The sequence below is a fragment of the Embleya hyalina genome (assembly GCF_003967355.1).
Classification (GTDB): Bacteria; Actinomycetota; Actinomycetes; order Streptomycetales; family Streptomycetaceae; genus Embleya; species Embleya hyalina.
Genome location: NZ_BIFH01000023.1, coordinates 1 through 19,971 on the forward strand (window position 1 = coordinate 1; position 19,971 = coordinate 19,971).

The 19,971-nt window shown below is 70.9% G+C and carries 25 protein-coding genes, 1 tRNA gene and 1 pseudogene; 6 read left to right on the forward strand and 21 right to left on the reverse strand.

Annotated features, from left to right (window positions below):
• Positions 1-206, forward strand: a 206-nt coding sequence (locus EMA17_RS23585) for a hypothetical protein (RefSeq protein WP_246126849.1), incomplete at its 5' end; no start/stop codon positions are given.
• Between the two features lie 146 nt (positions 207-352).
• On the opposite strand, the gene EMA17_RS23590 is transcribed toward EMA17_RS23585, so the two are convergent.
• On the reverse strand, positions 353-2,194 hold the full coding sequence (locus EMA17_RS23590; protein WP_126639122.1) for a protein phosphatase 2C domain-containing protein: 1,842 nt from the start codon (positions 2,192-2,194) through the stop codon (positions 353-355).
• A 580-nt stretch (positions 2,195-2,774) separates the two neighbouring features.
• Between EMA17_RS23590 and EMA17_RS23595 the strand changes: the two genes are divergently transcribed.
• A complete protein-coding gene (locus tag EMA17_RS23595) occupies positions 2,775-3,935 on the forward strand; it encodes a tyrosine-protein phosphatase (RefSeq protein WP_126639123.1) in 1,161 nt (386 codons plus the stop codon).
• Positions 3,936-4,057: 122 nt separating this feature from the next.
• Here EMA17_RS23595 and EMA17_RS23600 read toward each other — a convergent pair whose 3' ends face one another.
• The 4 genes from EMA17_RS23600 to upp form a co-directional block, all read right to left on the reverse strand.
• Positions 4,058-4,939: a SigB/SigF/SigG family RNA polymerase sigma factor gene (locus EMA17_RS23600; RefSeq protein WP_126639124.1), complete on the reverse strand. Its 882-nt coding sequence runs from the start codon at positions 4,937-4,939 to the stop codon at positions 4,058-4,060.
• 250 nt (positions 4,940-5,189) lie between these two features.
• Entirely contained in the window at positions 5,190-5,744 is a 555-nt protein-coding gene (locus tag EMA17_RS23605; RefSeq protein ID WP_126639125.1) for a PH domain-containing protein, read from the reverse strand.
• 4 nt (positions 5,745-5,748) lie between these two features.
• Positions 5,749-5,916 (reverse strand): hypothetical protein, encoded by a 168-nt coding sequence (locus tag EMA17_RS52605; RefSeq protein WP_170222223.1) that lies wholly within the window; start codon positions 5,914-5,916, stop codon positions 5,749-5,751.
• A 328-nt stretch (positions 5,917-6,244) separates the two neighbouring features.
• Complete coding sequence (upp, locus tag EMA17_RS23610; protein WP_126639126.1) at positions 6,245-6,886, reverse strand: uracil phosphoribosyltransferase; 642 nt, start codon at positions 6,884-6,886, stop codon at positions 6,245-6,247.
• Positions 6,887-7,152: 266 nt separating this feature from the next.
• On the opposite strand from upp, the gene EMA17_RS23615 reads away from it, so the two are divergent.
• The 4 genes from EMA17_RS23615 to EMA17_RS23630 all read left to right on the forward strand — a co-directional run bounded on the left by EMA17_RS23615 (position 7,153) and on the right by EMA17_RS23630 (position 8,567).
• A complete protein-coding gene (locus EMA17_RS23615; protein WP_078979378.1) occupies positions 7,153-7,341 on the forward strand; it encodes a hypothetical protein in 189 nt (62 codons plus the stop codon).
• An 83-nt stretch (positions 7,342-7,424) separates the two neighbouring features.
• Positions 7,425-7,934, forward strand: a complete 510-nt coding sequence (locus tag EMA17_RS23620) for a tRNA adenosine deaminase-associated protein (protein ID WP_170222224.1) — start codon at positions 7,425-7,427, stop codon at positions 7,932-7,934.
• A gap of 5 nt (positions 7,935-7,939) precedes the next feature.
• Positions 7,940-8,470 carry a tRNA adenosine(34) deaminase TadA gene (tadA, locus tag EMA17_RS23625; protein WP_246126850.1) on the forward strand — a complete coding sequence of 177 codons (531 nt, stop codon included), beginning with the start codon at positions 7,940-7,942 and terminating at the stop codon, positions 8,468-8,470.
• A 10-nt stretch (positions 8,471-8,480) separates the two neighbouring features.
• Positions 8,481-8,567: transfer RNA gene (locus EMA17_RS23630), tRNA-Ser, on the forward strand.
• A gap of 77 nt (positions 8,568-8,644) precedes the next feature.
• Here EMA17_RS23630 and EMA17_RS23635 read toward each other — a convergent pair.
• The 16 genes and pseudogenes from EMA17_RS23635 to EMA17_RS23705 all read right to left on the reverse strand — a co-directional run bounded on the left by EMA17_RS23635 (position 8,645) and on the right by EMA17_RS23705 (position 19,878).
• Entirely contained in the window at positions 8,645-9,907 is a 1,263-nt protein-coding gene (locus tag EMA17_RS23635; RefSeq protein WP_126639128.1) for a tyrosine-type recombinase/integrase, read from the reverse strand.
• Positions 9,908-9,918: 11 nt separating this feature from the next.
• Positions 9,919-10,134, reverse strand: coding sequence for a helix-turn-helix domain-containing protein (locus EMA17_RS23640; RefSeq protein ID WP_126639129.1), 216 nt, complete (start codon positions 10,132-10,134; stop codon positions 9,919-9,921).
• Between the two features lie 186 nt (positions 10,135-10,320).
• Positions 10,321-11,576: pseudogene (locus tag EMA17_RS23645) on the reverse strand (DUF3631 domain-containing protein).
• 104 nt (positions 11,577-11,680) lie between these two features.
• Positions 11,681-11,893 (reverse strand): hypothetical protein, encoded by a 213-nt coding sequence (locus tag EMA17_RS23650; RefSeq protein ID WP_126639131.1) that lies wholly within the window; start codon positions 11,891-11,893, stop codon positions 11,681-11,683.
• A 45-nt stretch (positions 11,894-11,938) separates the two neighbouring features.
• Positions 11,939-12,790, reverse strand: a complete 852-nt coding sequence (locus EMA17_RS23655; protein ID WP_126639358.1) for a bifunctional DNA primase/polymerase — start codon at positions 12,788-12,790, stop codon at positions 11,939-11,941.
• Positions 12,791-12,798: 8 nt separating this feature from the next.
• On the reverse strand, positions 12,799-13,026 hold the full coding sequence (locus EMA17_RS23660) for a hypothetical protein (protein ID WP_126639132.1): 228 nt from the start codon (positions 13,024-13,026) through the stop codon (positions 12,799-12,801).
• Positions 13,023-13,652, reverse strand: a complete 630-nt coding sequence (locus EMA17_RS23665; protein ID WP_126639133.1) for a class I SAM-dependent methyltransferase — start codon at positions 13,650-13,652, stop codon at positions 13,023-13,025. The genes EMA17_RS23660 and EMA17_RS23665 overlap by 4 nt, the downstream gene beginning before the upstream one ends.
• Positions 13,649-14,647 carry a hypothetical protein gene (locus EMA17_RS23670; RefSeq protein ID WP_174861423.1) on the reverse strand — a complete coding sequence of 333 codons (999 nt, stop codon included), beginning with the start codon at positions 14,645-14,647 and terminating at the stop codon, positions 13,649-13,651. The genes EMA17_RS23665 and EMA17_RS23670 overlap by 4 nt, the downstream gene beginning before the upstream one ends.
• The gene (locus EMA17_RS23675; RefSeq protein WP_246126851.1) at positions 14,644-15,072 is read right to left on the reverse strand and encodes a RapZ C-terminal domain-containing protein; all 429 of its coding nucleotides are present in this window, start codon (positions 15,070-15,072) and stop codon (positions 14,644-14,646) included. Before EMA17_RS23675 ends, EMA17_RS23670 begins: the two co-directional genes overlap by 4 nt.
• Positions 15,073-15,159: 87 nt before the next feature.
• Entirely contained in the window at positions 15,160-15,297 is a 138-nt protein-coding gene (locus EMA17_RS51935; RefSeq protein ID WP_160161530.1) for a hypothetical protein, read from the reverse strand.
• 164 nt (positions 15,298-15,461) lie between these two features.
• Entirely contained in the window at positions 15,462-17,540 is a 2,079-nt protein-coding gene (locus EMA17_RS23680) for a hypothetical protein (RefSeq protein ID WP_126639134.1), read from the reverse strand.
• 11 nt (positions 17,541-17,551) lie between these two features.
• Complete coding sequence (traA, locus tag EMA17_RS23685) at positions 17,552-18,133, reverse strand: plasmid transfer protein TraA (protein WP_307721558.1); 582 nt, start codon at positions 18,131-18,133, stop codon at positions 17,552-17,554.
• A complete protein-coding gene (locus tag EMA17_RS23690) occupies positions 18,037-18,342 on the reverse strand; it encodes a hypothetical protein (RefSeq protein WP_126639136.1) in 306 nt (101 codons plus the stop codon). The genes traA and EMA17_RS23690 overlap by 97 nt, the downstream gene beginning before the upstream one ends.
• Positions 18,339-19,283, reverse strand: coding sequence for a DUF2637 domain-containing protein (locus EMA17_RS23695; protein ID WP_126639137.1), 945 nt, complete (start codon positions 19,281-19,283; stop codon positions 18,339-18,341). The genes EMA17_RS23690 and EMA17_RS23695 overlap by 4 nt, the downstream gene beginning before the upstream one ends.
• Positions 19,280-19,561: a DUF6303 family protein gene (locus EMA17_RS23700; RefSeq protein ID WP_126639138.1), complete on the reverse strand. Its 282-nt coding sequence runs from the start codon at positions 19,559-19,561 to the stop codon at positions 19,280-19,282. The genes EMA17_RS23695 and EMA17_RS23700 overlap by 4 nt, the downstream gene beginning before the upstream one ends.
• Positions 19,558-19,878: a hypothetical protein gene (locus EMA17_RS23705; RefSeq protein WP_126639139.1), complete on the reverse strand. Its 321-nt coding sequence runs from the start codon at positions 19,876-19,878 to the stop codon at positions 19,558-19,560. Before EMA17_RS23705 ends, EMA17_RS23700 begins: the two co-directional genes overlap by 4 nt.
• Between the last annotated feature and the right edge of the window lie 93 nt (positions 19,879-19,971).

Below are 19,971 nucleotides of genomic sequence, written 5' to 3' on the forward strand. Positions count from 1 at the left end.
CCGGGGTGCGGTATGGTCTGCGCATGCCTGACAACGAGATGGATCCTGCAGCCAGTACTCAGATGTTCCGGGCTTTTGTCGCCGAGGACCGCCCTGCGGCTCCCGGCGAACCGGCCCGGCGCGGCGCCCCGCCGGTCCTGCTGATCGCCGGAGTCGTGATCGCGATCATCGTGGTCGCGGCGGTCGTGCTCATTGCCGTCAACTGACCCACCCATCGGTCGATATACCGACTGCCATACCAACGGGCCGACATACCGCGGGCGGGACCCATCCCTCCGGGTCCCGCCCGCGATATGCATTCCGCGAATACTCCGGTATTCGGTATTCACGGTTCGCTGCTCGATCCCTTCGGTCAGGTCGACGGCCACAGCGCGACGACGCAGCCGTCTTCCTCACGCAGTCGCAGGCCCTCGTCCACATCGCGCAGGTAGTCGAACAGGGACGGCGGGGTCCGCCAGTCCTCCGCGAGACGTGGAGCGAGACCGGCGGTCGGCTGGCCGAGTGCCTCGGCGAAGCCGCCGGTCATCATGACCAGTACGTCGGTGGGCCGCCACGTGGTCCGGCAGATGCGGAGCTGGTCGTCGCCGGCCTGGTCGGGAATCGCCGCCGGCGCGGTCTCCAGCGAGGTGTCCCGGATGCCCAGGGGTGCGCGCCAGCCGCCTTGGGCCAGGCGGAGCACGGTGCTGTCGCCGAGTACGGCCATGTCGACCCGGTCGTCCTCCAGCGGATCCGCGGCGGTGACCAATATCGCCAGACGGGTGGCGGGTTCCGAGCGGCCCAGCTCGTGTGCGCGGTCGGCGGTACCGGTCAGGCGGGAGCGAAGGTCCTCCTCGACCTCGGTCTGCACGCCCGCCCAATCCCAGTTCTCGTGCCGCTCGCGCGCGACCATCCGTGCGACGGTGCGATAGGCGCTGCGGACCGCGATCTGGGCGGCGAGTTCGGAGGCGTGCGCGTTGTCGACGCCGTCGCAGACGATGGCGATGGTCCAGCGGGCGCTCGGGTCCGGGCCGACCGCGAAGCAGTTCTGCCTGGGCAGGCCCTGTTGCTGGTGCAGTTCGCCCCGGACTCCGGCGGCGCGCACATTCAACCGGCCCAGCCGGCCGCCGTCGACGACCATGCCGCCGCCGTCGGCGAGGGCGGGAGGTGGGAGCATGCGCAACATCCTTCGCGGGACCTCGTCGGCGGGGTTGTCCGCGGGCGCGGAGCGGTGGGGCGTGCGCTGGGGCGGGGGCACCTTGAGGAACGAGGTGCCCGGCTCGCCGGCATCGTCGTCGGGGGCGGGCTCGCCACCCACGTCGCGCCGTCGTTCCGCCGGTTCGTCGCCGAGTCCGGGGCTCGCGTCGATCGACGAGTAGTTGTCCGACTCCACGGCCGGCGCGGGTCGGTGCTTGGGGATCGGCGGGTAGTTCGGACGGCGTTCGGCGGACGGGCCGGGACCCGGGTCGAGCGGGTCGACCGGATCCATGGGGTCGGCGGGCTCGATGTCGTCGTCGGGCTCCGGCCGCCACTGCGACGGATCCTCGCGGCGTCCCGGTCGGGTGGCGCCGCGCGACGGCGGGAGTACGCCCTGCGCGTCGCGGTGCAACCGGTCGGGCGGCATCGTGTCGCCGGGGATGCTGTCCGACATCGGCGTGCCCGGAGGCGGCGACGAGCCGAGCATCACGTCCTCCCAGTGCGAGGAGCCGGTGCGTCGCCGAGTGCGGCCCGACACGGGCGGAGCCGGATCGTAGTCGTCGTCGTATTCCTGGCCCTGGTCGCGCCCGTAGTCGTACACCCCGGCGTCGGCCTCGTACGGATCGCGGCGGCCGAAGCCGGGCCGGCGATCGTACTGATCCGGTTCGTCCTCCTCGGCCGGCGCACCGAACCCGAACCAGTTGGCCACGCGGCGGGCCCGCCCGGAGCGGCGCCCGCCCTGGTCCGGCGGCGCCGAGTCGGGGAAGCCCGGCGGTCCGGAAGGCGCCTCGACCTCGCGGTCGTACAGCGGCTCCGGCCGACGGTCATAGCCCGGCTCCGGCCGACGGTCGTAGTCCGGGTCCGCCCGACGGTCGTAGTCGGGGTCGGGCCGACGATCCCAATCGGGTTCGGGGCGTTCGCGATCGCCCGGACCGGAGCGCCGGGGACCCTGGGCTCGCGGGACGGGCCGGCCCGGCGAACCATCGCCGGGGGTGTGGCGCTTGCTGGTACCGTCCGGCACGGCTTCCTCCTTCGCGTCGGGCCGGCCGGCGAGCCGGTCCCTTCGGGTCGCCGGTGAGTGGACGTCCTCCCACCCGTGCGACCGGTATCAACAGGTATAGCGTGCACGGCCCGTGCCCGTGTGCGCACGCGCGCGTTGGTCCCCACTTTGCACCGGGTCCGCCCGGCGGCCGGGCGGATGGCGGGCTTCTACCCGGAATCCCGTCGCTCGGTACCTATTTGACGGCGTATCAGGGAAACTCCCGAACCGGGTGCCGGCGTTCCCCGTCGAGGGGGCGGATGTCGGCGATCGGGCGCTCTCGGTGGTGTGTTCGGTGTGCTTTGCGCCGAAGTGACCTGTGGACGCGGTGGATTCGGGCGACGAGCGCGTCGGCGTCGGATGATCGGCCCGCCCGGTGATCGGCGGATCCGGGCAACCGGCTCGTACGGTGACCCATCGCACCATCCCTCCATACGGCACCGTCTGGAGTCGGTGCCCGGTCGTCACTACAGTGTGTCCGTCGCTCGGCAGCGACGACCGGTTGTTTTCCCAGGTCGTTCCCGGGCGGTCACGAACACTTCCTCCTCGGGAGCACAACCGCATGCGCATACGCACCACCCGCCTCGCGACCCTCGCCGTGACGGCGGCGCTCACGCTCGGCGGCACCGTCGCGGTCGCCGCGTCCCCGGCCTCGGCCGCCACGGGCGGCGGCGACTCCGACGTCTCGGCCCGCGCGGGCCTCGGCTCGATCACCGGGGCCTCGGCCACGGTCGGCCCGGACGGCACGTACACGATCACCTGGACCGACCGTTGGCCCGGTCCGATGCGCGTGTACGCGTCCACCGACGCGGACCGCTTCACCCGGCTCGTCGGCACGACCGAGGGCACCTCGCTGACCGTGTCCGGCCTGGACCCGGCCAAGCGCTGGTACTTCGACATCACCCCGGCCGGCCCGCGCGCCGGGGTGGTCACCGCGCCGCGCTCGCTCGGCCTGCAGGGTGCGCCCAACGCCCGGGACCTGGGCGGCTATCGCGCGGATTCGGGCCGGACCGTCAAGTACGGCCAGGTCTTCCGCACCGACGCGCTCGGCAAGCTCACCGACGCCGACGTGGCCCGCCTGGGCGGTCTGGGCCTCGACGTGTCGGCCGACTTCCGTACCGACATCGAGATCACCGGCAACGGCGTCAACCGGCTGCCCGCCGGCATCCCGGTCGAGAACCTGCCGATCGCGGACGGCAACCTCACCGCCATCACCAACGCCGCGGTGGGCAGCCGGGATCCGATCAGGCAGAAGGAGCTGCTCGGCGACGGCAAGGCCGCCGCCGCGCTCGAGAACGTCTACCGGGGCTTCGTCGACGACCCGGCCCAGCGCGCACAGTTCGCCACCGTGCTGCGCGACCTGGCGGACGGCAGGACGGTGATCTACAACTGCACGGCGGGCAAGGACCGCACCGGGTGGATGAGTGCGATCGTGCTCAAGGCACTGGGCGTCGACGACGCCACCGTGCAGGCCGACTTCCTGGCCAGCAACGACAACCTGCGAGCGCGCAACGAGGCCACGAAGGCGGGCCTGAAGGCCGCCGGGCTGATGCAGGACCCGAGTCTGATGGACCCGCTGCTGTACGTGCAGAAGTCGTATTTGGACACGGCGTTCGCCGAGGTGCGGAGCAGGTACGGCTCGTTCGACGCGTATCTGCGCGAGGGTCTGGACATCGACCCGATCACCGAACTGCGGCTCCGGGCCCGGCTGCTCACCTTCTGAGCCGCCGTCCGCACCCGGCCCGCCGGGTGCGGACAACCTCGATCGGCCGCCCGCTGGGGCCCTGATGATCCGTCAGGGCCCCACCGGACAGCGGCCGAGGTCGCGGGTCGCGTCGTGGCCGCTCAGGCGGACAGATCGGCGCGCAGCCGTGCCAGCGCGCGGGCGAGCAGGCGTGAGACGTGCATCTGGGAGATGCCCAGGCGTTCGCCGATCTGGGACTGCGTCATGTTGCCGAAGAAGCGCAGCATGATGATCTGCCGGTCGCGGGGACTCATCCGGGCCAGCAGCGGCCGCAGCGCCTCGCGATACTCGACCCCGTCGAGCGCCTCGTCCTCCTGGCCGAGACGGGCGATCAGCGCGTTGTCGCGATCGTCGTCGAGGTCGTGCGCGTCCAGCGACGCGGGCGAGTAGGCGTTGGCCGCCTCCATGCCCTCGAGGATCTCCTCGACCGTCAGGTTCAGGTGCTTGGCGAGTTCGACCACGGTCGGTGCCCGGTCGTACTTGTGGTTGAACTGCTCGGTGGCCTCGGCGAGCGCGAGCCGCAACTCCTGGAGCCGGCGGGGCACCCGCACGCTCCACGAGGTGTCCCGGAAGAAGCGCTTGATCTCGCCGATGATCGTCGGCACGGCGTAGGTCGGGAACTCGACGCCGCGATGCGGGTCGAAGCGGTCGATCGCCTTGATCAGCCCGATCGTGCCCACCTGGAGCACGTCCTCGTACTGGTCGGTGCGGCTGCGGAAGCGGTTGGCGGCGAAGCGCACCAGGGGCAGGTTCAGCTCGACCAGGGTGCTGCGCACGTACGCGTGCTCGGCCGATCCCTCGACGACGTCGGTGAGGCGGAGCAGGAGGGTTCGGGACAGCGTGCGCGTGTCCTGGGGGGTGTCGGTGCCGGAACCCCGGAGCGCGTGGGCGCGGGGGATGCCGGTACGGGGAAGGCGCGCGGGCGCGGCGCGGTCGGCGGTCGAGCCGGCTGTGCCCTCGTGGGAAGCATCTCGCAGCAGCACTGGAGAGCCCACCTCCTCGTCGGTCCTGGAGCGGAACCTGTCCGCTGCCGGCCATGGTGGAACGGCAGCCCGTCGTTCGGTACCCCCTTACCGGTGCGGGTCACCGCCCCAAACCCCTTGCGACATCCCCGATTTGTCAGGTGATGCGGGTGTATCTAGCGGCATGTCGACAGTACGAAAGCCGCGTATCACCGCAAAGAAAATTCGAGGTTTTACCAGCCGTTTCGCATTACTCGTCGGTCTTTGGCGATCAGTCGACATTCGGGCCGAACAGCTGATCGCACACCTTCAGGTAGACGGCGTCGGGTCGAGGGACGAACTCGACCTCCTTGAGCGGTTGATCCTGCCCCGCGGACTCCATCACGAACGTCCCGTGTCCGAGCAATCGGCCGCCCGGGCTGCGTCGGTAGCTCATGTCGGTCACCTGGGTCAGCGGCAGCATGTTGACCCGCCGACCGATCAGCCCGGTGGCCAGGATGATGCGCTTGTCGGTGACGATGAAGTAGTCGTTGCGCCAGGTCAGTATGTGACCCGAGCACCACAGCAGCAGTCCCGTGCCGACCGGCCACACGCCGTAGCGCACGATCAGGTTCGCGGACGTGAAATACCACAGCAGCAGCGCCAGGAAGGCGATCCCGGACACGGTGATCGCCAGCGGGCCGATGATGATCGCCCAGTGTCGGCGTACGGCTATCGCACAGGTCTCGCTCGGCAGCAGATAGCGGCGTATCGCGTGGGTCTCGGTGGTGGAGCCGTCGACCGGTGCCGGCTCCGGCCCCGACGCCGCGCTCGCCGCTCGGCGCACGACCTCAGCCCGTGAGCCTGCTGATCTGGTCGCCGCACCACTTGGCGGCGGAGGACATCGCCTGGAACCACTGCGCGACGAGGTCGGAGGCCTTCTCGGGCGTGGCGATGATCGTGTAGATGACGAAAACGATCAGGAGCAGCGTCAGGATCCGTTTGGTCTGCCCCGCCATGTCCCCGCCTCCCCTATGAGGTGTCGGGGAGAAACAATAGGGGAGAGGGAGCGGCCGCGGGGGGACCGGCCACTCTCTCTCCCCTGTGGGACCCCCGCCGGAGCAAAGGTGGGTCGTACCTTCGCAGCATCGGCAAACAGTCCCGGGGTGCCTGCGGGGCTCCTGCCCAGCCCCGGGCACATCTCCAGCATGCGCCGACGCGTGGCCGTGCGCATCCGGCGTTCGGCCTGTCGGGGCAGGGCCTTGGTCCCGCGCGGGATACGGGCCGCGGGATCGGCCCCGAACGGCCGTACCCGGGGCGGGGTCTTCGCCCGGGGCGCGGCCCGGGTCAGCCCGCGGTGCCGTACAGCCGGTCGCCGGCGTCGCCGAGGCCCGGGACGATGTAGCCGTGCTCGTTGAGCCGCTCGTCGATCGAGGCGGTGACCACGGTGACGTTGGCCTCGGTGTCCGCGAACGCCTCCTGCATGATCTTGACCCCCTCGGGGGCGGCGAGCAGGCAGATCGCGGTCACGTCCAGCGCGCCGCGCTCCAGGAGCAGCTTGGTGGCCGCGATCAGGGTGCCGCCGGTGGCGAGCATCGGGTCGAGCACGTACGCCTGCCGACCGCCGAGGTCGTCGGGCATGCGGGTGGCGTAGGTCGACGGCTCGAGGGTGTCCTCGTTGCGGATCATGCCGAGGAAGCCGACCTCGGCCGTCGGCAGCAGGCGCACCATGCCGTCCAGCATGCCCAGACCGGCGCGCAGGATCGGCACCACCAGTGGCCGGGGGTAGGAGAGCTTGACGCCCGTGGTCTCGCTGACCGGGGTGCTGATCGCGACCGGGTCGACGCGCACCCCCCGGGTCGCCTCGTAGGCGAGCAGCGTGACGAGTTCGTCGGCGAGCCTCCGGAAGGTGGGCGAGTCGGTGCGCCGGTCGCGCAGCGTGGAGAGTTTGTGGGCCACCAGAGGATGGTCGACGACGTGAATCCGCATGGAGCGACAGTAGCCCGCCGGCCCCTCCCGCGACCCTGCGGGGTTGTCGGTTTCGGGGTGTGTTCGGTGGCATTCGGCGGTCGTGTGGCGGGCTCGGCGGGCGGCCCGGGCCGGGCGTTTATGGGAATCCCGGGTAAATTGGGGTCATTGAACCGGTTTGTGAGCGCACAGCCGGCCCGGTCCGGCGGTGCGATGACTGAGCCGGCGTGTCCCGGGAACTACTGCCACGTCGGTTTCGGTGGATTTTCGAGTCCAGGGGCGTGGTGATGGAGAGTCGGGAACCTCGAACGACGGCGGCCGAGCGCCGCGAGGCGGAGGCCGCACGTCGGCGCCGGCGCACCCTCTTCCTGCGCGAACTCGCCGAGGCGCGCGAGCTGCGGGCCCGGATCCAACCGCGGCGCGCGCGCAACGAGCGGCTACGGCAGATGATGCGGATGCGTACGTTCCGTTACTGAAAACGATCCGCGTGCGATCGTCGCGGCGACCTTGTCCGTCAACGTGCGCCAATTCCCGTCGTGGTGGTCCGGTATCTGCCACGATGCGAGAGACAACGCCGAAGCGAACGATCTTGGAGAGTCCCGTGGCGTACTTCGCCGCAGTGCTCGTACGTACAGACGAGCAGTGGGAGGCCCGTGAAGCCGACCTCGACGATGTCGAGGACTCGGTGGGGATGACCGCCCTGGCACGGTCGGCGGCGGTGGACGACGAACCGGTACTGCTGTTCGTCGAACAGGAGGACACCTGGTTCGCGGTCGTCCGGGTGGACGGTGAGGAGGACCCGCGCATCTACGTCTCCGACGTGGCCGCGGTGTCCCGCAGCGCCTACGCGGACGCGTTGCTGACGGCCGACGTGCTCGACGGCCTGGAGGAGGACGACGAGGCCGTGCTGCCGGCCGGCCCGGCCGGCGACGAGACCGTCCTGGTGGACCTGGGGGTGTCGGCCCAACTGCTGGCCGACCTCGCGGGCGAGGCGGGGCTGCCCGCGGACGCCATCGCGGTGATAGCGGAACGTCTGGGCTGCGCGGACGAGTTGGAGACGGTCCGCTGAGCACGATGCCCCCACCGGTGCCCGAGCCCCGTTTCGACCCCGCGCTGCGGCGGTACGAGCCGGCCATGCGGCTGGCCCTGGCCGAGGCGGCGCTCGCGGTGGACACGGGAGACGTGCCGGTGGGGTGCGTGGTGCTCGGCCCGGACGGCGCGGTGCTCGGCCGCGGCCGCAACGAACGCGAGGCGCACGGCGACCCGACGGCGCACGCGGAGATCGTCGCGCTGCGCGAGGCCGCCAAGGCCGTCGGGGAGTGGCGCCTGTCCGGGTGCACCCTGGTGGTCACCCTGGAGCCGTGCACGATGTGCGCGGGCGCGATCGTCCTGGCCCGGGTCGACCGGGTGGTCTTCGGCGCCTGGGACCCCAAGGCCGGCGCCGCCGGCTCCCTGTGGGACGTACTCCGCGACCGCGGCCTCAACCACCGCCCGGAGGTCGTGGCCGGCGTCGCGGCGGCGGAGTGCACCGCCATCCTGCGCGACTTCTTCGCCCTCAACCGCACCGACGAATCCGGTTACGAAGCACACCCCGGCATCCGGTAAGCTCTCTCTCGGTAGCGTGTCCGAGTGGCCTAAGGAGCACGCCTCGAAAGCGTGTGATGGTGCAAGCTATCCGTGGGTTCAAATCCCACCGCTACCGCTCTTGAGCAGGACAGCAAAGGACCACCTACTAGTGCCTAGTAGGTGGTCCTTTGCGTTGTGGTCTCAGTTTCGGTCTCAGTTGGCCTTGTCGGGGCCTTCCTCGTCGCCGTCGGGCGGTGCCCAGAGCAGGCCATCCACCTGCCGGGCCGCGTCCTTCAGGATCGGCTCGATCGCGTGCTGGTACCGGCGGAGCATCGCTGCGCTCGACCAGCCCATGATGGCCATCACCACACGACCGGGCACCCGCAGTAGCAACAGAACAGTTGCTGCTGTGTGTCGAGCGTCGTGGAGGCGACCGTCCCGGACGCCGGCCGTCGTCAGCAGCCGCTTCCAGTGGGTGTAGTCGGTGCGCGGGTTGGTGGGCTGCCCGATCTCGGTCGCGAACACCCAACCGCCGTCGTGCCAGAGCTGGGCGGCCTTGTCCCGCTCCCGGTCCTGCTCCTCCTTGTGCTGCTTCAGGATGGCGAGCAGCGCATCCGGGATCGCGATCACGCGCCTACCCGCCCGCGACTTCGTGCCCTTCGTGTCGGGCCGGATCGGAACGCGCTCCGGGCAGTAGCCGGCATGCTTCCGTCCGCAGGGCTCCACCTCCGCGCAGCCGTGCCGGTACTTCGGACGGAGCCTGTTCCGGCGCACCCGCATCAGGCCGTTGTCGAGGTCGACGTGTGCCCACTGCAAGCCGAGCGCTTCCCCTTGGCGCAGGCCCAAGGCGAGCGCGATGGCCCACCGCGCGCCGTTGCGTTGCTGCTCGGCGATGTGGAGGATGCGGCCGATCTCTTCGACGGAGTACGGCTCAACCTCGGTGTCTTCGTCGTCGTTGAGCCGTGGCGCGTTGGCCAGAGAGGCGGGGTTGCGCGCGAGATGCCCGCGCCGCACGGCAACGTTGAGCGCGGTTCGGATGGTCCGGTGAGCCTGGTGCGCGGTCGCGGGCGCACTGCCGTTCTTCTCCATCTTGGCGTAGAAGCGCTCAAGGTGTTCCGGGGTGAGCTTGTCGAGCCGGTGAGCGCCAAGCCCCGGAATCAGGTGGTGGTAGACAGCGACCCGGTACCCGGCGATCGTGTTCACCCCGACCGACGGCGCCGAGATGTGCTCCACCCAGTGCGTCAGCCAGAGCTTCACGGTCCAGGGCTTCCCGGGCTTGGGCACGTTCCCCGCGTCCCGCAGGTTCTCCAGCTTGCGCACCTTGTCGATGACGACACCTTGCGTCTGCCCACGCACGTGCCTGCGATCGGGCGACCCGTCGTCCTTCGTACCCACGGTCACGCGACCGTGCCACGTACCTTCCTTGTCCTGGTAGATGGTCGAAGCGCCGTTCGGGCGCCGCTTCTTGGCAGTCATGTATCCCCCGGTCAGGCTGCGGCCGAGTGGTCGGCCGGGTTCATGAGGTCGTGGACGTAGGCGGTCAGCGCTTCGAGGGGCACGCGTCGCGAGCGACCGATGGTCACGGACTTGAGTTCGCCGGTACCGATGAGCCGGTACACCGTCGTGCGGCCGAGCTTCAGGAAGAGAGCAGCCTCTTCGACCGTGAAAACGAAGTTCGTGGGCGGGGGAGCGTGATTCGACATGGCGACTCCAGGGCCAGCGACGAGCAGGAAAAAGGTGAATTCGCGGAAGGGGCAGGGTGCCGTCCCCCTCCCTCTCAGATCCGCAACATGCGCAACACCGCAACACCGCAGGTCACAGGCTCGGATTTGTTGCGGATAGCGGTTGTGTTGCGGATAGGTGCCGCTCCACGCGGGGCGCGGCGGCACCTATCCGGCGGTGCTTCGGCCCGGCGCTCGGCGCGCGAGTGTGGCGCTTTCGCGGGCCGTGTTGCGGACGTCTACGGGCCATCCGCAACGAATTCGCCCCTGTTGACCTGCGGTGTTGCGGCGTTGCGCATGTTGCGCATCTCCGGGGGTGGGGGAGGGCAGTACCGCGTCCACGCGTCCGTGAGGTCTTCCGCGTAGTAGCCCCTGGGGGTTCCGGAGGCGGTTCGGATGACGCGGGGCTTGATGGGCTTGTTCGCGGGGGTGACGTACCGGCCGAGCAGTCGGGCCAGCATGCGGGAGGTGAGGGGCTTGTCGTCCACGTCGGCCCACTGTCCGTCGTCCAGGGCGAGCAGGATTTCGAGGATGGCGGTGGTGGGCATGCGGTCGGCGCCGCAGAAGACCCGGTCGCGCAGGTCGGTCAGCAGCCGGATTCCGACGGATGCCTCGTCGTCATCGCGGGCGGCGTTGACCAGGTCGACGCACGCGGCGCGGGCCCGGGTGGGCCAGTGTCCTCCGGCCGCGTCGGCGACGGCGAGCAGGGGTTCCCACACGTCGGCGGGCCTGTCGGTGACGCCGTCGGGCATCTCCGGCCAGGCGTCGGCGACCGCGTCCCGTACGGTGTCGGCCCACTCGGCGAGGCGGTCCCGCAGGACGTGTCCCTCCTTCTCGTGGAGGCGGCGCCGGTAGGGCGAGACCTTCTCGTTCGGGGCGCGCTTGCGCATGCGGATGATGACCGAGCGGGTGAGGATCGTGTCCGGCAACGAGCCCAGGCCCGCCATGGCGACGGCGCAGTACGAGGAGAACCAGCCCGCGACCTGGTTCGAGCCGTCCCCGACGCAGCGCAGGGCCGCTCCGCCGCGCCGGTAGCCGGAGTTGAGGAATCCTCGGACCGGTTCGTTGTCTCCGGCCTTGGGTCCGAAGACGGTGTCGATTTCGTCGAAGAGCAGGGTCGGCATGCCGTGAGAAGCCTCCACGAGCCGGAAGAGGGCGTTGGCGGACGCGTTGACGGTCATCGCCGCGTTCGGGGTCAGCGTCTCCACAATCTCCAGCGCGCGGGACTTGCCCGATCCCGGCTCCGGGGACAGGAACGCCAGGCGGGCGGTGCCGTCGAACGCGTCGATCAGGTGCGCGTGCGCGTCCCACAGGGCGACGGCGACGTAGGCGGCCTCGGTGGGGAACACGTTGAACCTGCGGTGGAACCGCTCGATCTCGTCGAGCAGTTTGGCCCCGTCGATCGTGGGCGGGGTGTCGGTCATGCGGTTGTTCTCCTGTCGCTGGTGAGGCGTTGGCTGACGGCGAGTCGGACGGGGGCCGGGGCGGTCGGCGGGTTCGGTGACTCGTCGGCCGCCCCGACGTGGTGTCAGACCTTCAGGTCGGCGATCTCCTTGGCCCGGTTGGGGAAGAGCACGCGGCGGGACACGGTGCCGAGCACGATGCGCTTGTCGGTGCGGTGCGCGGAGGTGAGCAGGTTGCGTCCGGTGGTCAGGGCGTGGGTGTCGGTCGGTTCGCTGTAGTACTGGCTGCCGCGTTTGTTGCCTGCGGCGTCTTTGAACTCGATGTGGAACTCGGCCATGGCGGAGCGACCCTCCTCGGGTGGCTGGTGTGCAGGTGGGATGGTTCAGGCGCTTGCGTGCAGCCCGTTACGGACGGCGCGGCGCGCGTAGGGCTCGGGCACGCCGACCGTGACGGCGGCCGAGACGATGTCCTCGCCCAGGGCGTCGAGTCCGCACGGGCCGGGGCATCGGGTGTGCTGCTTGGCGAGGAAGGCCGCTACGCCGTACGCGCTGGATCCGGCGCCGGTTTTGGTGTGGCTGCGGACGATGTCGAGTCCGCGTTCGAGGCCGGTTTGAACGTATCGCTCGGTGTGGCGGCATCCGGTGGCGACCGCGCGCGTCCATGTGTTCTGCGGTCCGGAGGAAGAGTCCACGCCTCCCGGCGGCCGGGTGGTCTCTTGCTTCTCCCGGTCGAGCAGCGCGCGGACGGCCGAGGGAACCGGAGCTGTGTGGCCGGTGCCGGGGCCGAGCCAACGGGCGTAGGCCATGCGGGATTTGATGTCGACGCCCGGGCGGACGTGGTTCGCGGAGCGGGTGGCGCCCCGGTAGATCCAGTGCTCGCCGCGCGTGGTCGCCACCACCCGCGTGGGCGGCAGGGTTGCGCGGGCCCACTCGATCGCGTCGCGGTCGTCGAGGTCCACGACGGTGTACCCGGCGCCGCCGGGGTGGTAGGCGACGGCGACCGCCCGCGCCCAAGCCCACGCCCAGGACGGGGAGGCGATGACGGTCGGGTCGGTGGTCGCAGCGGCCCACGCGTGGCACACCCGCTCGCACCGGCAGGGCCCGGCGGCGAGCATGTTGGGTCGGCCACCGCAGGCCGAGCCCGCGCAGGCCGGGCAGTTCCCGAACGGGACCTTCCCGGCCCGCAGCGGCAGCACCGGGACACCGGCCCGGGCCAGTTCGAGCGCGGTCCGCATCCGCTCGCTCACGAGACGCCCCACTGGCGCGCGGTCCGTTCGATGCGCTCCGTCAATGCCGTGTCGGGCGGGAACGGGCCGAACTCGCTGTGGATGATGGCCAGGGCCTTGTCCGTGTCGTCGGGCCGAACGAACATCAGGGCGGTGGCCGTGAACACGTGTTCGCGGGCTTCTGCGATCAAACGGGTGATCTCGTCGTTGACGTCTTCGTCGTCGGACGTGAGGGGCGGGTTCATGCGGCCGTCTCCTCTCGGGTGCGGGTGGTGAGCGCGTCGATGAGGTCGGTGCCGATGTGGTGGGTGTAGGCGGGTGGGATGGCCTTGCGAGCTTCCTTGTTGGTCATCCAGGTGCAGCCCATGGCGTCGGCGTAGGCGCGTTCGCGGCTGTGGTCGAAGGGGACCAGGTCGCGGTGGTGCCAGCAGGGCGGGGTCAGTTGCGGTCCGGTCCACGAGGTCTCGAACGCCCTGTGCCTGCGGACGTTGAGGCCGAACATGGAGCCGCACAACAGGTAGTCGGCACGGATCGGCGCCTCGGGGACGTTCTCGATCACCCACGGCCGACCGGACGCGACGAGCAGCGGTCGTCCGGGGGTGACCAGGTCGGGGTGGGCGGTGCGGTCGCCGGTGGCGCCGGTGACGTTGGCGAACGTCTCGCACGGCCACGACGCGTGGATGGCGTCGAAGGAACGACCGTGCTCGGCCAGGTACTCCAAGGCGTCGGCCTGCACGAACGCGTCGCCGCAGTAGTTCGGCTGCGCGACCAGGTCCACGCCGGTGACGTGCCACCCGGCGAGGCGATAACCGTGGGCGGCGCCACCCGCGCCGCAGCACAGGTCCAGCAGGCGCGGACGACGGCCGGTCACGCGGCCTCCCGGGTCTCGTTGTCGCAGCCCCAGGGCGAACAACCGCCCCGGTCCCCGCTGTCGAGGGCTTCCTCGAACGCCACGTCGAACAGATCGATCTGGTGGTGATCCGACGGGCGGATACGGTCGATCGGGGCCTGCGCGAGGGGCGTGCAGGAGATGTGCAGGTAGCGGCGGTGCCGCATGCCCGCGCCCACCCGGTACGCCTCGTCGAACGCGACCGCGTCGGCCCACGCTTCGGGGTCGGTGTCGCGCATCCGCCGCCACTCGGCCGCGCTGCGGTACGGGCAGCCGACGCAGGCGCTTTTCTCCACGGCGGTCCACCCGTGGTGGTCGAGGTAGGCCGTGCACTGCGTCCGCGACATCCCCAGTTCGAGCAGGGGATGGCGGGAGCGGCTGTAACCGGTGTCCCCGCGCGGGGACACCCGCTCGATCTCGTCGGTGGAGAAGCCCACCCACTGCTCCGCCCAGGTCCCGCGCGGCGCGTTGCCGACGCGATGGATCACGCCCTCGCCCCGGCACACCGAGCAGGGCCCGACCTCGTGCTCGCCCCGCTTGGCCCGCCACGGCGCGATCCGCTGCCCGGTGCCCTCGCAGTGACGGCACGGGGTGCTGCGGGTGGACGCGCCGAGAAGGCGCCTGGTCTGGGCCAGGATCGGCCGCAGCTTGTACTGCTGAGTGCAGGCCCGCTTCTGCATGCCCTTCTCGCCATCGGGGCCGAGGGTGTAGGCGGGAATGCTCCGCATCTGATCGGGATCCAGCGCGTCATCACGCAGATTCCCGTTCGACACCCGGTGGATCGCGATACCCGCCGGGGCAGCCACCTCCGCCTCCAGCCGGTCCAGGTGCGCCCCGATCCGGGGCTCCCATCCGGTGTCGGCGAACACCGCCGCGTCCACACGCGGCAGCTCGCCCCGGGCCGACATGAGCAGCAGGACCGTGGACTGCACACCCGCGCCGAGTGAGAGCACGCGCAGCGTCGGTTCGCCGGTCACTGGCCCTCCCCGCCCTCGGCGGTGGTGTGGATGCCGGACGGAAGGACGGGCCTGTCGACGTCGCGGTGCGCGATCGAGATCGCCGCGCAACCGTCGGCGAGGATCTCGGCGATGTGGCGCGCGACGGCGACGCTGCGGTGCCTGCCACCCACGCACCCGCAGGCGATCGTGATCCGCCCGGAGACGGAGTGGGCGAGGTCGTGCGCGGCGAGCGCCGTTGCGGCGGCGAGGTCGCGCACGCCGGGGGTCTCCAGGACGTGCGCGTACACGTCCTCGTCCAGGCCCGTCCGCTGCCGCATCGTCGGGTCGGCGTGCGGGTTGCGGAAGCGGCGCCGCAGGTCGAGCGTGATCTCCGCTTCGGGCGCGGGGTTGTGGCCGTAGCCGAAGGACACGATGCGGATGATCCGCCCGTGGTTGTTTGTCATGCTGGTGGTCCCTTCCGGGTCCTGAAGGAGCGGGTTGGGCCCAGGACGACCGCCTTCCGGCAAGTCGTCGGTCGTCCTGGGGCGGATTCAGCGGTTGGGGATCATGCAGCGGGCGTTGTGCCCGGCGGGCAGCAGGCACCCCCGCGTCGGGCAGTCGGGCTGCCGGGGCGAGCCGGGCAGGATGATCGTCACGGTGAAGTCGCCCGTGTTGTCGTGGTCGCTCATCGGCCATCTCCTTGATTACGCTGTGTAGTGGTGTGCGGGTATGGGTGTGCGCACGCGTGCGGGTGTGCGCACGGGCGAAAGTGCAGGTCAACGCGCGCGCGTGCGCGCGAGGGCAACAGGCGTGCGCACGGCTGCCGCACGCGTGCGCACACCTCGCCGCACGGCTACGCGGCGTAGTCCTCGAACGCGTCGTCGCGGGGGATGATGAGCCAGGATCCGAGCTGTCCGCCGGGGTTCTCGGCGACCTCTCGGCCGCCGTCGGCGAACTCGGCCAGGCGGCGCGAGACCCAGCTCCGGGAGCGGCCGACCCGGGCTTCCGGGAAGTCGCGCGGCGCGCACACGGCCCGGTCCTCGGCCCGCAGTTCTTCGAGGATCGTCAGCATCTCGGCGCGGGCCTGGTCGGCGGGACGCTTGACCCTGAACTCCGGCTCGCCCACCTGCACCACGCGCGAGGGTTCCTCAAGCTCCGCGTCGGGGTCCGCCTGCGCGTCGAGGTCGCTCTCGTGATCGCTCTCGTACGGGCGCCGTGTGGGCTCGAACTCGGTCTCGCCGTCGATGGGTTCGCTCTCCACGATCTCCGCTTCCTCCAGGCTCGCGGGCACACGCGGACGTTCGGCGAGGGCGGTCCGCAACGGCCCCGGGCCGGTGGCCTCTTCTTCCCCACACGCACGGCGGATAGCGCGAGTCTTGTAGGCCGCGTAGCGAGGCCCGGCGGCCTTCGCCGTGGTCGCGTCCACGCCCTTGGGGCGGACCGCGTCGTAGGCGGCGATCAGGCTCCGTACCTGTTCGTCCTCGGGCAGGCGGAACGCTCGGGCGGGCACGGGCCAGCGTTCGCGGTCCACGCCCGGGGCCTGGAGGTAGAGCATCCCCGGGCGTTCGGCGGCCCACTGTTCGGGCGATGCCCCGGCGTCCTTGGCCGCGCCGTCCAGGGTGAACGCGTCGCCGTCGTCCTTGACGCCGAAGATCAGGGATGTCCCGAACTGGGCCCGCACCTCCGTCGAGATGCCCGTGAACGAGGCGCGTTGGAGGGAGAACGACAGGACTGTTCCGGTGGAGCGGGCCTGTTGGGCGACCGGGACGACGTTCGGGTGATCGGCGACCGCGTCGTCGGCGGACTCCTCGAAGTGGATCAGGAGGAGCGGGATCCCGTGTTTGGTCCAGCACTCCGGTTCCCACTGGGCGTAGCCCAGGCGTCCGAGTAGGTCCGCGCGGGTCTTGACGACGATCGGGAGCACGTCGAGCATCGCGCTCACGCCCTGGGGTGTGGTCTCGCACCAGTCCAGGCCGCCCTGGATGGCGCCGATGCTCTGGCTGCCCTTGGACGGGTCGGCGAACCACACCACCGCGTCGGAGCGGGTCATCGCCTCGGTCAGCAGCACTTTGAGGCTTCCGGACTTGCCGGATCCGCTCATGCCGGTGGTCAGCAGGTGGGAGAGCGGGCGGGGGTGGTCGCGGTCCTCGGTGCCGGGCAACCAGAACTCCAACGGTTGCGCGTCCTGGTAGATGCCCAGGCGGATCGGGCGGGCGATCGACTGGCCCGGCAGCGACGGTCCGGGGTAGAGCACGGACTTGCGCAGGTGATCCACAGGAGTCACCGACAGCGTCACCCGGGAGTGGTCGTCGCGGTTGGGCGTGACGCGGATCGCCGCAGGCGAGGTGCCCAGCGCGGACGCCATCTGCGGGATCCGGTTCTGCACGTCGTCCGGCACCATCTCGCCCCGGGGGAGCTGGAGTTCCGCGCTCACCTCACCGGCGACCACCTCGCCCTTGACGACCTGCGTCCGGGCGAGGCCGACCATCTCGAACAGGCCGTCGCTCACGCTCTCGGCGCCGCTGTTGCGCAGGGCGTGGCGAAGATTCCACCACAGCGCGAGGGTGCCCCCGCCGAGTGCCTGCAACAGGGCCACGTTCGGCGATGTCGGCCCGGCCACGGTCGCGGCCGTCAGATAGGCACTGGCCGCGCCGGTGGACACCGTGGCCATTGCGCGAAGCCGCGGGGAGCGCTTCGACGCCTCCGACCAGGCCGCGACCGTGATCCCGGCACCGGCGGCGCCGATCAGGGCGGTGGCGGCCGGGTTGGTGCCGATCGTGTCGTGCGCCAGCGCCGCCGGAATCGTCAGACCCGCCGCGACCATCCACGGCGGCAACAACGGTGCCGCGCGGCTGGTCAGGTGTTTGGCGGCCTGGTCGAGCGGGGCGGTGGCCACCGCCGTCGCCCGCGAACGCCTGGATTTCCTTGCCACGATGCGTCTCCTCACGCCTCGAACTTGAACGCGGGCTTGACGGGCTTGGACTTGACCCCGGCGGCCTGCAACTCGGCCGCGTAGTTCTTCTGGAAGCTCGCGTACGCCTTGGCCATCGACCCGGCCGCGTACTTCAGCGCCTCCGCCGCGATGATCAGGTGCTTCGATGTGTCCTTCGCCCGCTTGCGCCCGGCTCGCCCGGCGAGCAGGGCGTCGACCGGGGCGATCTGCGACAGGACCGCGTACAACTCCTCAGCGGCCATGGCCAGTTCGAGGGAGCCGTCCCGGCAGAACAGGCGCCCGCCGTTGCAGTAGTCGCGAATGCTCTTGTTCGTCATGAACTCCGGATCACCCAGGACGTCCTGGGCCGTGCTCCTGCGCCGCTGCTGGGCCATCGGGCCCCTCCCTCGTATGTGGTGTGAATGGTTCGAGCAGGGCTGACCCCGCTTCCCCCGCGCCCGGCCGCGACCTGCGATCCGGGCGCGAGGGGAACCGGTCAGAACAGTGCTGTGGTCTCGGAACGAGCCGCGCGCAGAACAGCGGCGGCCTTGCGCGCGGCGGCAGCGGCCGGGGCGTGGCAGCGCTCGCACCACGTCGTCAGCGCCGCCGGGTCCAGCCCGACCGCGACGGCGAGCGTCGTCGCGAGATCACGCGGCGCCACGATCAACCCGTCGTGCCGGGTGCACCGGCCGCCGGTCTCCTTGTGGCGCCGTCCGCACTCCCCGGCGCACCCGCAGGTGCCGCACTCACGATCCACGACTGATTGCCACAGGCGACCACCGATGATCGGGGGCCGGGTCACCGTGCACCCTCCACCAGGCTCAACCGTCCGGCGGGGGGTTCCTCACGGAACTCCTGATAGCGCGTGGAGACCCAACCGACCGACCAGCCGCACAACTCGGCGGCGGCCCGCACTGGGTGGCCTTCCTCGAACGCGGCCCGCACGATCAGCCGGGCGCGGTCCTCGGGCAACTTGCCTTCGGCTGGATCGGCCGACAACAGCTCCAGCCGCTCTCGCCGTTCACGCTCGGCGGCCTGTCGTTCACGGTGTTCATGCTCGGCCCGCCGTTGTTCATCCTCGCGTTCGCGCCGCTCACGCTCGGCCGATTCGGCCCGCTCCCGGGCCCGCTCCGCATCGCGCTCCTCACGGCGCGCGCGCTCGGCGACCTCGGCGCGTTCACGCTCGATCGCCGCGTCGTGCTCACGCTGTTCACGAGCTACCCGAGCCTCGTACTCGCGCTCCTCACGACGTGCGCGCTCAGCCGCCTCGCGACGCTCGACCTCGGCCCGCTCTCGCTCTGCGCGCTCGGCCCGTTCACGTTCGTTCAACGCGACCTGCGCCGCCGTGATCGCGCGCCGGTAGGCGAGTCCCGTCTCGGCGGTGACGATCAGCAGCAGCGGCGCGACCGCGTGAACCGCAGCCCCCACCATGTCCTTGCGCAACGCGCTCTCGGCGACGTTCAGGGCGAGGGTCATCGCGCCGGTCATCCACCGGAGCACGATCGGCCACGCGCCGCCACCCTCGCCCAGCCGGGCCAAGGTGGCGTCCAGGCGCACCACGATCACCACGGCGGCATCGACCACCAACGGCAGGATCGGCGCGGTCCACGCCCACTCGGGCGGGGTGTGCGCGGCGGCCAACGGGGTGACCGTCAGCACCGAATAGAGCATCGCCCCGGCGACGATCGCCCACGTCCCCACGCTCAACGCCTGCTCCGCCGAACGCACTTGAGCGGTGTTCATCGACCGCCCCCGTCCACCCGACGGACCCGGATCGCGGCGAGCAACCGCACCCGCGACGTGTCGTCACCGGGCACCTCGGCGTCCTCGGACCACTCCCACTCGGCCCCGTCCGTGAACACGAACCCGAGCGCGTTCACCACCCGTGAACGCTGCGCGATGGTCGGCACCACGGCACCCCGGGGGAACCGGTGCTCCGGCCACAGGGACACCCGCCCCGGCATCGCCACGAACACCCGCCAACGCCCCTCGCGAAACGACATCAACGCCTTGCACGTCATGCCGCCCGCACCCCCTCGAAACCGTCGAAGGTCTCCCGGGCCCGCACGGCGGCCGAGTCGAGCAGCAGCGCGGCGCACACCGCCGTGCCCGAATCCACCGCCCACAACGACGCGAACATGTCCTCGACGTGCCGGGCGAGTTCGCGATCCGTTGCCCACAGGTCGGCGAGGATGTCCCGCGCCGCATCCAACCGCGCCGCACGCTCCTGCTCGCTCTCCCCGGGCTCCCCGTCGAACAGAGCCCAGTCGATGCCGAGCGCCAACTCGGCGAACTCGGCAATCGTGGCCGCGTGGCGACCAGCGACAATGCTTCTCACGGTCGTACTCCCAGCGTCGGAGTTGCGACCCACGGGGCGCCCGCCTTCCGCCAAGTCGTCGGGCGCCCCGGCACACATCGGTGTGCCCCGTCT